Origin of the sequence: Ktedonobacter racemifer DSM 44963, assembly GCF_000178855.1 — a bacterium.
Taxonomy (GTDB): Bacteria; Chloroflexota; Ktedonobacteria; order Ktedonobacterales; family Ktedonobacteraceae; genus Ktedonobacter; species Ktedonobacter racemifer.
Map to the genome: position 1 here is coordinate 2698430 of NZ_ADVG01000003.1, position 14515 is coordinate 2712944.

The 14515-nt window shown below is 52.0% G+C and carries 10 protein-coding genes and 5 pseudogenes; 11 read left to right on the forward strand and 4 right to left on the reverse strand.

All coding sequences use genetic code 11. The features are described from left to right. The first annotated feature begins 57 nt into the window (after positions 1-57). The 6 genes and pseudogenes from KRAC_RS41055 to KRAC_RS41080 all read left to right on the forward strand — a co-directional run bounded on the left by KRAC_RS41055 (position 58) and on the right by KRAC_RS41080 (position 3946). Positions 58-681, forward strand: coding sequence for a zinc-dependent alcohol dehydrogenase family protein (locus KRAC_RS41055; protein WP_244422458.1), 624 nt, complete (start codon positions 58-60; stop codon positions 679-681). A 149-nt stretch (positions 682-830) separates the two neighbouring features. Next, positions 831-1259, forward strand: a pseudogene (locus KRAC_RS63510) (IS701 family transposase); the annotation flags it as partial. A gap of 231 nt (positions 1260-1490) precedes the next feature. After that, positions 1491-1718: pseudogene (locus KRAC_RS41065) on the forward strand (transposase); the annotation flags it as partial. Between the two features lie 478 nt (positions 1719-2196). Further along, entirely contained in the window at positions 2197-2688 is a 492-nt protein-coding gene (locus KRAC_RS41070) for a hypothetical protein (protein ID WP_040445832.1), read from the forward strand. 61 nt (positions 2689-2749) lie between these two features. After that, complete coding sequence (locus KRAC_RS41075; protein WP_007917566.1) at positions 2750-3529, forward strand: class I SAM-dependent methyltransferase; 780 nt, start codon at positions 2750-2752, stop codon at positions 3527-3529. A gap of 141 nt (positions 3530-3670) precedes the next feature. Next, complete coding sequence (locus KRAC_RS41080) at positions 3671-3946, forward strand: hypothetical protein (RefSeq protein WP_007917567.1); 276 nt, start codon at positions 3671-3673, stop codon at positions 3944-3946. A gap of 13 nt (positions 3947-3959) precedes the next feature. On the opposite strand, the pseudogene KRAC_RS76985 reads toward KRAC_RS41080, so the two are convergent. Next, positions 3960-4193, reverse strand: a pseudogene (locus tag KRAC_RS76985) (IS6 family transposase); the annotation flags it as partial. Positions 4194-4510: 317 nt separating this feature from the next. Here KRAC_RS76985 and KRAC_RS41085 point away from each other — a divergent pair. Together KRAC_RS41085 and KRAC_RS80095 are read left to right on the forward strand one after the other, a co-directional pair. Beyond that, positions 4511-6418: a tetratricopeptide repeat protein gene (locus KRAC_RS41085; protein WP_007917569.1), complete on the forward strand. Its 1908-nt coding sequence runs from the start codon at positions 4511-4513 to the stop codon at positions 6416-6418. Between the two features lie 187 nt (positions 6419-6605). Continuing rightward, positions 6606-7026 (forward strand): annotated as a pseudogene (locus tag KRAC_RS80095) (DUF4277 domain-containing protein); the annotation flags it as partial. Positions 7027-7095: 69 nt separating this feature from the next. Here KRAC_RS80095 and KRAC_RS41095 read toward each other — a convergent pair. From KRAC_RS41095 to KRAC_RS41100, 3 genes and pseudogenes are all read right to left on the reverse strand, one after another. Then, positions 7096-7726: pseudogene (locus tag KRAC_RS41095) on the reverse strand (IS6 family transposase). Between the two features lie 30 nt (positions 7727-7756). Next, complete coding sequence (locus KRAC_RS72435; RefSeq protein ID WP_007917571.1) at positions 7757-7999, reverse strand: hypothetical protein; 243 nt, start codon at positions 7997-7999, stop codon at positions 7757-7759. Positions 8000-8956: 957 nt separating this feature from the next. Continuing rightward, positions 8957-10147: a hypothetical protein gene (locus tag KRAC_RS41100; protein WP_157507645.1), complete on the reverse strand. Its 1191-nt coding sequence runs from the start codon at positions 10145-10147 to the stop codon at positions 8957-8959. A gap of 449 nt (positions 10148-10596) precedes the next feature. On the opposite strand from KRAC_RS41100, the gene KRAC_RS74885 reads away from it, so the two are divergent. From KRAC_RS74885 to KRAC_RS76990, 3 genes are all read left to right on the forward strand, one after another. Continuing rightward, entirely contained in the window at positions 10597-13122 is a 2526-nt protein-coding gene (locus tag KRAC_RS74885; protein ID WP_007917576.1) for a type II secretion system protein GspG, read from the forward strand. 121 nt (positions 13123-13243) lie between these two features. Next, complete coding sequence (locus tag KRAC_RS41110) at positions 13244-14065, forward strand: hypothetical protein (RefSeq protein ID WP_007917577.1); 822 nt, start codon at positions 13244-13246, stop codon at positions 14063-14065. Between the two features lie 163 nt (positions 14066-14228). Next, positions 14229-14414 (forward strand): hypothetical protein, encoded by a 186-nt coding sequence (locus KRAC_RS76990; protein ID WP_244422488.1) that lies wholly within the window; start codon positions 14229-14231, stop codon positions 14412-14414. Positions 14415-14515 lie beyond the last annotated feature (101 nt).

The following is a 14515-nucleotide window of genomic DNA, read 5'->3' on the forward strand; positions in this document are numbered from 1 at the left end:
CATTTCTTGCTCTCCAGCTTTTTTCCGCCTTCTAACTCAGCAATACACATCGCTTCTATGAACAAGTTGACAATATCAGCTGCGGCCCTACCCACTGCTGGCGTCACTGCCTGGAATGCGCTGACAGGTGCCCGACCGCTCCAAGCTGGCGAAACCATGCTGATCTTGGGGTCGGGGAGTGTTTCCCTCCTCGCGCTTCAGTTTGCCAAGCACCTCGGTGCGCGCGTTCTTGCAACCACGTCGAGCGAGGAAAAAGCCCAACGGCTTCACGTTCTCGGAGCAGACAAGGTAGTTCATTACCACACGACGCCCAACTGGCATGAAACGGTGCGTGAACTGACGAGTGGACGAGGTGTCGATCTCGTCGTTGAGTCCACCAACCCTGGCACGCTTGAGCAGTCGATCAAGGCGACCGCAGTGTCGGGACAGGTTGTCCTGGTTGGATGGCTTCCCAGTGACGTATCAACCATTGATATCGGAACCTTTTTCTTCGGTCTTGTCACGCTGTGGCCCATCTTCGGCGGGAGTCGCGCCCAATTGAGCGCCATGAACCGCACCATCGCCCAGGGTCGGCTTAGGCCAGTCATTGACCGCGTGTTTCCTTTTGAGGACGCAAAAGCAGCCTACCGTTACTACGAAGAAGCTCAGCCTTTCGGAAAAGTGATCATCAGTCACCAGTGAGCACCGATTCGTTGGAAGCGGAAGCGAGCCGGTTTTATCGGGACCGGCTCGCTTCTTGTATGGTGATGCTTTCGTCCTTTTTTGTCACCTGTATTGTTTTAGGGAGTTCTCATATGAGCCAGAAAATGAGAACGCAAGGAGAATCTTGTATGCCTCTTCCTTTTTCTTCCGTGAATGTATCTTCCTCTCCTGAAGAAGCGTGGACAAGAGCTTTCAAAGAACTCAGTTCGCAGATCAGGCATTATTTTGCACGACGAGAGACCCATCAGCGGGCACTGACCTATGTGCAGGGATTGATGAGTTCCGCAGAAAGAAAAAATGGATGGCAAGTGGCCGAGGAGGTAGGAGAAGTTACCCCCTATGCGATCCAGCCCCTCTTAGACCGAGCCAAGTGGGATTGTGATGGGGTGCGAGATGCATTGCGCACATACATTTGGGAGACACTTGCAGATCCCAATGCAGTGCTGGTGATTGATGAGACAGGCTTTCTCAAAAGGGGTGACAAATCGGTAGGAGTGCAACGGCAGTACAGTGGCACGGCGGGACGGATCGAGAACTGCCAGATAGGCGTCTTTCTAGATGATAAGTGGAATTTAAAAAATTGCCACTTATCAGCAAATATGTGGAATTGACCCTCGATTCCTCTGCCGTTTTTCAAGACAACGAGGGTCAATTCCACATATTTGCCTATGCGAGTTTACGTGGGCACACTCTATTGGATCGAGAACTCTACCTTCTGAGATTGCCCCGATTTGAAAGAGTCCCTAAAGCGGAGATATACTCGAAGCAGATCAGAAAGGGGCTTATCAATGAGAAAGAGCCAAAAGGTCTACACAAAAGAATTCAAAGGGGAAGCCGTGCGGCTGGCGCAAACATCAGGCAAGCCGATTGCACAAATAGCGCGCGAGCTGGGTATCTCCGACAGCGCGATTCATGGGTGGCGCAAGGAATTAGCAGAACGTGGGAAAGAAGCATTTCCAGGCAAAGGGCATCAAACCACGCTTGAGGAAGAAAATCGGGTTGTGTTGCAAGAAGTAAGCTGACCTGCTACAGTTGGGAGGAAAGAGCACAAGAGGAATCATCATGACCGAGCAGGAACGGTAGTGTTGCAAAAAATTTAAAGCTCAGCAATTTGAAGCACACTCGAACATCTCTCGTCAGGAAAAGATGCAGAACATGCACCTTTTCTCTGTGGCAATGCTTCTTGTGCCGTCATTACCCGCTCCATTTTCTCAGCTCAAATTTTTTTGCAACACTACCGTTTCTCGTACATAAGCTCTACAATTTTGTTTAAGTTAGCAATACCCGAGAACGGGTGCTCTGTCTGAAAGGCTGAACGAATTCAAGAAAGGAATCACTGCACATGATTGAAGCGTTTTTCCCTCCCCAGGAGATCCCGAGACGCGGCGGGCCGAGCAAGACGAACACCTCCTCTCCCGCCAACGCCAGCTCCAAGATGAGGCACAGCAGGTCCTGGAGGACCTGAACCTGCTTGAAGTCTTGGGCACGGTAGGAATGGTCAGACAAACGGGCAGTTTTGCCACAGGACTGATGGTCTGGCGCGATATTGATCTGCAAGTGTCGAGCCCAGGGTTGCGGATTGCACAAGCCTTTACCCTTCTCCATCCACTGTTAACCCATCCACGCGTCAAGCAGGCACAGTATTTCCATCAGAGCAATCACTTCACACTGAGTGGATTAGATGAACGGTATTTCTTTATGGTGTTCTATGAGCCAGAGGAACGTCCAGAATGGAAATTGGATATTTCTTTCTGGCTGGGAGAAGGAATCCACCCTGAACCGGTTCATGAGACCATCGTGCAACAACTCACGCCCGAAGCTCGCCTGACGATCCTGAGAATTAAGGATGCCTGGTATCAGCTGCCGGCCTATCGGAGAGAAGTCTCTAGTACCGATATCTATGATGCGGTCTTACAGCATGGCGTCCGGACTCTGGCGGAATTCGATGATTACCTGCGAGCGCGAGGAAACCCCCCACGTCCGTAGCATCTTTCTGTCTTTTCAATGGAGAGCGTTTGAGTGATCCTCAACAAAGGAGTAGACAACAATGAGTATCTCTGGTTGGGACCAAATGGCTGAATGGTGGGATAACCATCTTGGTGAAGAGGGGGATCTCTGGCATCGGGCGTTGATTGACCCCCCGTTGCTTCGCCTCGCGGGCGAGGTCAGCGGAAAGTGCGTGTTGGATCTGGCATGTGGGAACGGCTACCTGAGCCGCCGCTTCGCCCGTCAAGGCGCCATGGTCATCGGAGTGGATGCGAGTGCTCCGCTTATTGAACGAGCCCGGAGCAGAGAGGCGCGAGATCCCCTCGGCATTACCTATCACGTGGCAGATGCAGCCCATCTCTCCATGCTCGAAGATGGGGTGTTTGATCTGGTCATTTGTAATATGGCGCTGATGGATATCGAGCAGGCAGATCTCGCCATGCGGGAGGTCGCGCGGGTGCTCAAGCAAGCAGGCCGGTGGGTGTTTAGTTTGCCTCATCCCTGTTTTGATAAAGTAGGCACCTCTGGGTGGGACATCGAGCAGATCTCTCCCACCACCACCATCTGGCGCAAAATGAGCCACTATCGCGAGATGACGGTTGCCGAGGTGCCCTGGCTGCGGGTATCGGGTCAGGATGTTCACACCCGCGCGTATCATCGCCCGCTGTCCTGGTATATTCGCACGTTACACGCTTGTGGGCTGGCGGTGAGCGCGTTTGAAGAACCAGAACCCACCGAGGAGTTCCTGGCTGCCAGCCCACAGGGACCCTGGATCGCCGAGATCCCTGTCCATTGTGTGATCGAAGCTTGCAAAGTCACGAAGGAGGCGACTCCAGACTAGCCACAACTTGCGTGGATGTGTTGAGCCTCAGCCGTGTGCTTGCACAAACACATCCACCTGTTCGTGGATCTCTTCTTTGGGTGAGAACCGCTGAAGGTCACACAAGCCCATCTGCATGAAACGGCGAGTTTAGGAGATCTGTTGCGTGAGAGAGTCGAGCAGTTCACAGCCAAAGTAATCACATACTCGCTGTTTGAGTTCGACTTCCGTCAAAAGCCGAGCAGGCTCGACAATGGCGCGCTTGCCGTGGACCCACTTCGGCTCTATGGTATTGTCAACTTAAACAAAATTGTAGAGCTTATGTACGAGAAACAGGCCTCAAAGTGGGGATTGCACCCATGTTCTGACGGTGTTTTCTGGAACATCTTGGCGAAAATAGCATCGATGTGGGGAAAGCTCATCAACAAAAATATTTAAGTTGACAATACCTCCATCCACGCTCCAAAAACATTTCGGCCATATCACGAAGGCTCAGTTTGTAGCGTAACCGCCACAGAACGACGAGGAGAACGATATCTGTAGGATATTCGAGATAATTGAAGGGAGTGCTGGTGCGTTCATTAAAAAGATGTTTGCAAGCCAAACAGCGGAATATCCGATATCCAAGGATGGTTTTTTGACGCTGCTCTTTTGTGGAAGGGGATAGACAGTGTGGGCAATTCATAGATCACTCCTCATCATATATTGGCTTTTCACAAGCATACCCCGTAAGTGGTCTCCATGCCAAATTATCTTCCGAGTTCTGACAGAACCATCAAGGAGACAACCTGTACGTTGCTCGCTTCATGCTCCTTGCCCAACATGTCAGCAAAAAACGCAAGGCACTCGTACGTTTGCCCTCCAAGTTGGTTCCATCCCATTTCCATCGTGTGACCATGACTATAGACTCATAGAGAAAGTATAATAAAAAGGAAAAAGGGGGGGCGTGAATGAGGGTCTCGCGAGGCCATTCGTCTGCAATACCACCAGCAGAGGAGCACTATGAAGAACGAACAAAACAGCCTCTTTGGGCACAAGCATAAGCCCGAGGAACATACCAACACTCAGCCAGAAACACGGACTTCACCAGAGGCCGCCTCGCCTCCTGGGAAGTGCTCTCCGAAGTCCACTAGTCATCCTTTCATCGAAGATACATCCTCCAAATGGAAGGTCGACGATATGATTATGAGACGGTACGAAGTGAAAGGGGTGCTCGGTGAAGGCGGAATGGGTACTGTTTATAAGGTCTATCGTCATGACTGGAATACGAACTTGGCGGTTAAGAGTCCTAAGCCAGAAATTTTCACCAGGCCAGATAGTAAGGAGAACTTCCTCCGTGAAGCGGAAACCTGGGTTCTTTTAGGAAACCATCCCCACATCGTCAGTTGCTATTACGTCCATGAATTGAGAGGTATCCCATGTATCTTTGCTGAATATGTGTCAGGAGGCAGCCTCGCCGACTGGATTGGCAGTCGTCGCCTCTATGAAGGAGGATACCAGCACGTCCTGAAGCGTTCGCTCGACATTGCCATGCAGTTTGCCTGGGGACTACACGCTGCCCATGAGCAGGGACTCATACATCAGGATATCAAACCTGCCAATGTGATGCTGACTGAACAGGGGATCGCCAAAGTGACTGATTTTGGACTGGCCAAAGCGAGGGTCATGGCAGGCGAGCAGGAGGAACTGGAGAGTAACGGGTACCAGAGTATCCTGGTGAGTTCTCGTGGGATGACCCCGGCATATTGCTCACCCGAACAGGCAGCAGGACGTCCCTTGAGCCGCAAGACCGATATCTGGAGTTGGGGTGTCTCCGTGCTCGAAATGTTTGTGGGAGGGGTGACATGGCTCAGTGGTATCCTGGCACCTGAGGTGCTGGCAAGCCACAAACCCCAAAACACAGCGATTCCGCCGATGCCCGCAGAACTGGTGAAACTGCTCATGCGCTGCTTTGAGTTACAGCCAGAAGATCGTCCTGCCACAATGTGGGAGGTAGCGATAGAATTGCAAGCGATCTATAGCCGCCTGACAGAGTATCCATATCCACGTGAAGTGCCCCAACCACCCGCCCCGACTGTAGAAACGCTCGTTCTCCGGGCATTCTCGCTCCGCGAGCTCGGAAAACTGGAGGAGGCGTTGGCCGTCTATGAGCAAGCCGCCAACCTTGATCCAACAGAGGCTCGTGCTCTGCGAGGTAAAGGCGATGTGCTCCTCCAGTTAGGGAGACTGGAGGAGGCGTTGGCCGTCTATGAGCAAGCCGCCAACCTTGATCCGATAGGATCCCTCTGCGGTAAAGGCGATGTGCTCCTCCAGTTAGGGAGACTGGAGGAGGCTTTGGCCGTCTATGAGCAAGCCATCGACCTTGATCCGACAGATGTCTCTACCTACTGGAGTAAAGGTGATGTACTCGACAATCTCGGGAGAAGAGAGGAGGCTCTGGCCGTCTACGAGCGAGCCACCAACCTTGATCCGACAGATGTTCATACTCACTGGCTCAGAGGCGATATGCTTCGCAAGCTCGGACGACTGGAGGAAGCCCTGGCTGCCTTTGAGAAGGCTGTCAACCTTGAACCAACACATTTCTATGCTCTCCTAGGTAAAGGTCGTGTACTCGACAATCTCGGGAGACTGGAGGAGGCTCTAGTGGTCTTTGAGAAGGCTATCAATCTTGAACCAATTCATATCCTTACTCGTCTGGAAAAAGGTCGTGTACTCGACAATCTCGGGAGACTGGAGGAGGCTTTGGCCGTCTATGAGCAGATCATCAACCTTGACCCAACGGATGCCAGTGCCTACACGTTCAAAAGTAGCGCGCTCCTCAAGCTCGGGAGACGAGAGGAGGCCCTGGCCGTCTATGAGCAGATTAAAGAGAAAAGCCCCGGACCTCCACGAGACTCAGGACTTTTTTGATCATCCTTCAAACGGATTTGGTATTATACGTCTCCCAAAAGTAGGTCAAGTTGATTGCGGTGGGCAGCGAAGCCTCTGCGGGAAATTAATCCCGGTTATCGTTTATATCCCACATTCCGAAGGGTAATTGACAGAAAAACGGAAATTGGATAAAGTAATCACAGCACGCGCAAGGAACAGAAGCATGATGCAACAACAGGCTGAAGATTACCACAACGAACGTCTGGATCATCTGGGCATTGTCGCAGGAGTGTGCCAAGAAATAAGACTAGCATCCTGGTTGGATGCGTTGGCCCCCACCCAACAGCGTGTGATCAGTTATGGGACAGCGACGGTCGCCATGATTCTCAATGGGTTGGGCTTTTCCAACCAACCGGCAGCTCTACCTGGTCCCTCAATTCTTTGAGAACAAACCGGTCGCTCATCTCTTGAGAGCAGGGATCAGCGCTGATATGCTTAATGACGACTGCTTGGGCAGGACCCTCGATTGGCTCTACGAGCAGGACGTGACCACCGTCTTCGCTGGCATTGCGCATCAAGCTCGTCACCGTTTTGGGGTGAAAGCCCAGCACCTGCATGTGGATACGACCTCCTTTTCGGTCAATGGGGTTCTGTCAGAACTGAGATCACAAAAGCCTACAGGAGAGGTGTGAGTTCCTTCACCATAATCCATCAGGCTATGAAGCCATTCGCATCAGGAGTTGCAGAGCAGCAAGTTTTTCACAGAAAACCGTCGTCGCTCCGTAAGAGACAGTGGTTCTCCCAGAGTGGGACGCGGACGAAAATAGTTGCGCAATTCATCAAAAGCACGGCAAAAACGAGCCGCTGCTTCGAAATTCCCAAAGCCACGCATCGGATAATACCGTTGTTTCACTCCCCGATGATCTTGCTCCAATAGGTTGTTCAGATATTTCTTTGTCCGATGCTGTACATCACCACCAAAGACCTCACGTACTGCTCGTGGGTAGGAAGCATGTCCGTCTGTTGTCACACGCTCTGGGGCATGACCAACGACGGCGAGTGCCTGCTGGAAAAACCGCTGGGCGGCTTCCATATCGCGTCTCTCGCTCAGGCGAGAATCAACCAGATTGCCATCGGCGTCAATGGCGCGATAGAGATAGCACCACTTTCCATGAACTTTGATGTACGTCTCATCCACATACCAGGATTTTCCCGCTTGCCCTCGTCGTTTTCTCTACGCTCATTGAAGCGGCGTTTGCAAGCTGAGCAACGAAACGTTCGATAGCCAAGTGTGGTCTTCTGGGCTTGTTCGCTGGTGCTGGTCGAGGCACAATGTGGACAGTTCATGAGGCGCTCCAGATCAGAGAAATTGTGCTCTTAGCATACCTGCAAGCGGTGTCCAAGACAAGCCTTTCTCTGAATTCTGACAGAACCCTGGCGCCGCACCCACAGTTGGGGAGAGAGCGATGATCCAGACGCGCGTCCCAAAAGAACGGCGGTCGTCATCCACTCCACCGAGCCGCCCAAAGGATCGACGACCATCTGCACCGACGAACTCGGGCCGGTGACCCCACGCACCTTTGCGCCGGCGCCAGGCTGGTCAGCCGATGGCCATCGCATCAAAGCTCCCTTAGAGGGGTGCGGCAAGGTTTTTTGCAACGTGGGGAAAAGCCCATGGGATGTACGATGAGATATGAGTTGTCACCTATGCGGGCAAGGGAAATGACAACGATTCCCCTGACCATTGGGCTCTCTCGATCGGCCTGGGGAACTTTCTGATGATGATCCTCGTTGGTAGGATGGATCATCTTTTTGAGGTAACTATCACATCAGGAGGAAAATATGCATGCGTATGTGAAAAAGAGGAATCCACCAGGAAAAGAGAATAGTGGGCTCCGTTTGTGGTTGCGGCGGTATCGATGGATAGTGCTGATGATAAGCCTGATCATCACACTGACTCTTCTCGGATTCATGGTACAGCCTGTCTATTTTGCCGTGACACATTCTAACGAGCTCAATTGCGGAGGTTCAAGGCAGGTAGAAGTCTTCAGATCGTATCCCAAAGGCAACCCAGCCGCCATTAACGCAGCAACCTGTTTTTTTCAAGCCCACCAGCAATGCCGAGCAGCGACAATGTATACGTCCTCAATGGATCCGTCTGGAGGGTCTACACGGACCTTTTATACCGCAAATAACCTCGGCTCGTGTTCCCTCTCAATTGAGATCGATGTTCGATCTTTTGATGGGGGAGGAACGACGATTCGTCGCCTTGATTGCATGAGCCTATTACACAAATCAGATGGGTTACATTTTTTGAACTGTAGAGATGTTCATGATGAGGTATTCTCCTATGCATTTTAGTCACTGATTGGTCTCATCATGTAAATTTTGAAATTATGCTGGTGGAATTTAGGTAATTATGCTGTTAAGCAGGCAGCCAGCACGGAGCAGCCCACAGAGCTGAAATTGCCCATCGATGGCCCAAAGAGATACAGCTTATCTCTTTTATTGCTTGTTATGCATACAGCATAACTACCTAAATTCCGCCAGCATAATTTCAAAATTGGTAGAACACCACTAACCGGTGGCTGAACACAAGACCCCCTTGCGTAGCCTGACGAGGGCTCGATTGGAAGGTTGCTTCCTTACTGGAACAGGCGTCTGAGCGTCTTTCTTTTGCCGCCCTCGTCGCTTGGGCTCAACCCAGGGTGTGGGAGCAACCTTGTAGTGCAAGAGTTCGCTTACACTCCAGATGTGGTCGGTGAGCCCTGCTGCCATGGCAGGCGTACAGACTCTGCCCTCATGGGTCAGCTTGCAGAGCTCATGATGTGGCCAACACAGGTTGTAAGTCGTGCCCAGCAGGTACATTCCCGTTTCCAATGGACGCAGGCGGCGAGCGCCTTGGCGACATTTGCGTGTCAAGGTGGCAAGTCGCTGACGCATGGTGGCATTCAAGCGCTCAATGAAGGCAGTGTTGAGAACACTTCCCCCTTGGGATTGCTGCAAAAGCCGCTCAGCCTCCTCTTGTGAGCCATGCGACATGGTGCGCGTGACCTCAACAACTCGTTTCTTCTGCGTCCGCTTGATCACCGTCCCAATATGCAGGTCTGGCCAGAGACACAAGCGAGCTCGCCCTCGTCCTGGTGTGTCTTTGACCTTTTCGCGAAAAGCTCGCTTGATGCTGCCTGGATACGCCGCCCAGCCATCGGTCAAGACCAGCAGCGCTTTCAGAGGCTCTGCACAGCGTCGTACCTGTTGCAAGATCCGATCAGCCAACGCCCGATCACGGGTGAGTGAGACAGTCCCAGCCAGCCAGAGGCGTGTCTTGACCATGATCGCCAAGCCCATCCAGGCCACCATCTTGCAGCCTTTGACACGAATCTCATCGGCTTGCACATGCTCTAAATCGAGCTGTGCGGTTTCTACCACGTCTTGATGAACACGTTGGCAATGAACTCCGGCTCGATCCCGCCAACTGGCTACCGTGCGTTCATCCAGACCAAAGGCATGCACAATGGCCTGAAGCGGACAGCCATATGAAAGCAGCGTGACCACGATGACAATGAGCTCGGTTGGCTTGCGCAGGCCCTCCAACATAGTCCCCTTTCTCGCACTGAAGGTTTTGCGGCAGCGCGTACAGCGGTAACGTTGACGCTTGCGATCATGAATGACGATATTGTCTGCCCCGATTTGCCCTCTTGCACAACACGCCGAATTGGGGCAAAATGCTTTCGACGGCTCCATTGAGGGTGATATGGTCGTTTGCATAAACCTATCTTGTCAATGGAGCCCGATTTTTTCAAGTCCCTCCTACTTTCACCATTTAATGCAGTCCTACCTCAAAATTTACAGCCAGGGCCCCTGAGAGAGAAGTGAAAGAAGACATCCTCTTTGCCTTTCGTATTATCAGCACCCGGAACGGCTCGTTTCCAGGGGCAAAAATGCGTATTATCAGCAGAAGACGGATGAGTTGACCGCGGATAACAGAAGTTATCCGCAAGTCCTAGCTTTCTCGAGTTCTTACCGCTTTACTCCACGTGTCAAAAAGCGTCGACCAAATAAATGGTATCGCGGAAATGAGAAAACTGATCAGCTAAAAAAGGAGATAAGAGCGTTCTACTTCTTGAATCACTCTTTAATGACACGAGAAAAGTTATCCTATTGAAACTGCAAAGCAGCAATTGAGTGCATGAGATTGCATGAAGGAGGATGGTAGTATGCCTGATCTGATAAATTCCCAGCGGATTTCCTATAAGGCGACCTATGTCCCCTCAATGATTTCCCTTGATGAGCGGCCCCAGGTTGGTCGAGCACTGGAGAAGCTGGCACTCGTCCGCAGCTTGAGCGTGCAAGCTGACGAGTTGAACGCGCTTCGAACTGCCGGAAATGTTGGCGAGGACCTTCTCGACCTCGTTGGGCGCATTAGCAACGATCCCTCGTTTGCCTCCGTACAGCGCTATGGTCCCGCCCTAGCGGCCGTCCGGCTCGATGATCTCGCTGGCTTCGGAAACGCACTAGCTGCTCTACGCACGCGCCAGTCGAACACCCTGGCTACCCAGACCACAGCCCTGGTCGAGTCGGTAACCTACCGAGGTCCGATCGAGCCGGTTGGCTGGCTGCATCTCGAACGTCTCGAGATGACCCCTGTCGGAGTAGAGCATGGAGAACTTGTGCACTCTGTCCCGCTCACGCCCAAGGAGACCGTCAACATCACGCACCGAGAGTGGACAGTCACTACCCAGACGTTCGAGAACTTGATCCAGGACTCTCTAGAGGGCTTCAGCGAGACCGGGGTCACCGAGAAGACAGATCTCACTCAGGCCACCGATACGGAGTCCAAGCACTCTTCGGCACTGGACGTCAATGGTGCCATGAGCGCAACATACAACGGAGCGGCCTACTCCGTGACGGCAAGCGCCGCCGTCGACTACAAGCAGCAGGCAGACGATTCACAGTCGCGAAAGGATAGTGTTGCACACACAGTGGCGATCACCAAACAGGCCTCCTCACGCACTAGAAAGGAACACAAGATGAGCTTCCGCGTTTCATCTGTAGCGGGGGCTGAGGACTTGGCTGTCCGGGTGATTACGAACCCCAGCGACACTGAACCCATGCGAGTGGACTACTTCCAGCTCCTGCGTAAGTGGCGCGTGGACTTGATCCGCTATGGGCTCCGCATGACATATGATATTGTCGTCCCCAACCCTGGCCTCGACCTCATCAGTCAATTACAAGACCTGAGCAACCTAGATGCCATAATCAATGCACCACCGAACTTCCCTGTAGCAATTACCAATGTCGGGCCTGACACCTGGATTACTTACGCAACCCAGTATAATGCCAGCGTGGATCCACCGCCGGAACTGACGAGAACGATATCCAGTCACAAAGAGATCGATAAGAGCGAGGCAGATGCAGCTGACTACAACTATGATTTCATCGATTTTGAGGTGGACGAAAATTATTATGTAGATCAGGCACAGTTGACGATGGATGCTAATCTGTGGACGAAGGATCAACACAATTTTGTGATCCTTGGAATTGGTCATAATACTCTTGGGCAGAGCCCCGTTGACCTGCCATTCTTACACGGTCTCTCCGGCAATTTCGCTGTTGTCTACCGCTACCAGGGAATCAATCGTGCCTCTATCTCTGTAACACTTTCGCTGAAGGTGAAAGACACCGTCTTGCAGGCATGGCAGTTTAAGGCCTGGGAGACTATGAGCCAAGCGTATTTGCAAGCCTACGAGCAAAACCGACAGATACTCAAAGAGCAGCGAGAGGCACTTGCCGCGAAAATCGGTCAGTTCGACGCGCTGACACTACGCAAGATGGAGCGCGAGGAGATCATGCGCTTCGTTCTGCGCTGGCTGATCGGACCAACGTTCGAGTTGATGCCGGAGGAGATCAAAAACCTGTTCGTCGGCTATCCCGATGCAAAGGACCCTAAGGAGAAAGCCTACAAGGATGTTCATGAGATGACCCTTGCCGAGTGGGCCGAGGTAGTGCAAGGCAGGGATGAGCTCGTCAAGTTCCTGCACAACGCAATCGAATGGGAGAATGTGCTGTTCTTCGTGTATCCGTACTTCTGGGATCACGCGCAGAACTGGCCTTTCAAACGATTCCTGGTGCATCCGGATCCTGTCCATCGAGAGTTCCTCCGCTCTGGCTGCGCCCGCGTGGTCCTCACCGTTCGTCCTGGGTTCGAGCTTGCATTCGCCTATCTCCTTGAGACCTACGATGCCACAAAGCCTCCGCCGCAGCCTACCCCGTACGTGACCGTAGCGGAGGAGACCAGGAATTTCGCGATGACCAACTATGAGAACATCCCGCCCGCCAACCCGGACCACAACGTGCGCGAGCTGCTGTATCCCGAACAACGCCAGGCATGGGCTGACATGCAGGCACTCATGCAGTTGCTTAAGCAGTACAAGGCAGCGCAGGGCCGGTACCCAACAACAGCGGAAAGTCTTCAGGCCTTGCAGTTACTACCCGGCAATCCGACGGTGCCGCTGACCGACCCATGGGGCAACTCGTACGACTACTGCTCGCCGGGTCTTCACAACGATTACGATCTCGTGTCCTACGGTGCCAACGGTCAGCCTGGGGGAACCGAGCTGGACTCCGACATCACAAGCTGGGCAGAGGGGTCAGTGGTTGGAAGGTGGTATGAGTATACACCGACAAGTGCCCTGGATGTCTCCATCAATACTGCGCTGCCAACAACACCTCAGCCAGCATAAACGCAGAAAGCAGAGAGAGCGTTCCAGATCTGGTAAATAAGACAGAACGTCGATTGAATGTTGGTCCAAAACCATCCCTTGCTTTCAGGCAGATGGAGGTGGGAAATGAAGGAGCATTAACGTGTCAGAATTAGTAACCCTCAGCATAATAGCTGATTTTCCAAATCCTTATGGGAGAGATGTTAAAAAAAAGCATGCTGCTATGCTTTCTCGCACTGACGGGCACTGGGCTCCTGATACTGATGATTTCGAAAAAGTTGCAGGGCAGAGTGCAACAGCTAAAGGGTCAGAACTGGTGACTGTGAGGAATCTTCGTGCGTTTCTGGATAGCCTTGCTTTTGGACAATCACCTAAGAATAAGAACAAACGAAGACCTAAGCGAAGTGTTTCACGAGTTGATCTTATTTCACATGGAAGTGTAGATGGGGTTGCACTTGCTGGCACAATAGAACCTGCGAAAACGGATTTAGGGCTAGCGGATGTATGGTTCAATATTGGCATTCCTGATCAAATTCTTGACTTAAAGTTCTTTAGTAAAAATTCACTTCACGATATCGAGAAGTTGCTTAAGAAAAAAGAGACTGAGGAAGATCCTCAGACCATTACTACATTCGGTGCTACCGAAAAAGGAGTTCAAGTAGACATCCAAGATTGTCTGCAATGCTTTACAGAGAACGCAAAGATAGTTTGCTACGCGTGTCATGCTGCCCAAAAACAGTCCAAATTTGACATAAGTATTTTACAAGATATGGCTGATCTCTTTGAAATCGAGGTAGCTGGCTTCACTGATTTGATTCAATACACCTATAACGAAGGTAAAGGTATTAGCTTATCAATCATAGATGACAAACTTGGACAGCATGGAAAGTCAACCTTTGATTACCGAGATCTGGATAGTGTTACTGACGTTTTCAGGTCTTTTAAACCCAAGGTCAGAAAGTAGCAATCCTCAAACACCGAAAGGAATTCAAGACTAGCGACGGCGTCGGATGCGCTCACCGAAGCTGCCCATGCCGCAGGCATCCAGGTGGAACGCAGCCGGATCCGGCGCATCTACCTGCGAGAAGGCAAGCGATGGCGACACACCCACAGTTGGGGAGAGAGTGATGATCCGGACTTTATCCCAAAAGAACCGCGGTCGTCACCCACTACACGGAGCCGCCATCGGGATCGACGACCATCTGCACCGACGAACTGAGACCGGTGATCCCGCGCACCTTCGCACCAGCACCTGGCTGGTCAGTGGATGGCCATCGCATCAAAGCGCCGTTAGAGTACAGTCGTGGGAATGACAAGGTGTGGATTTATGGAGCGTTACGGGTCCGCGATGGCAAAGAACTGACCCGCTGTGCTGCCTCGCGCAACTCCACCAATTACATTGAGTTGCTGAAAA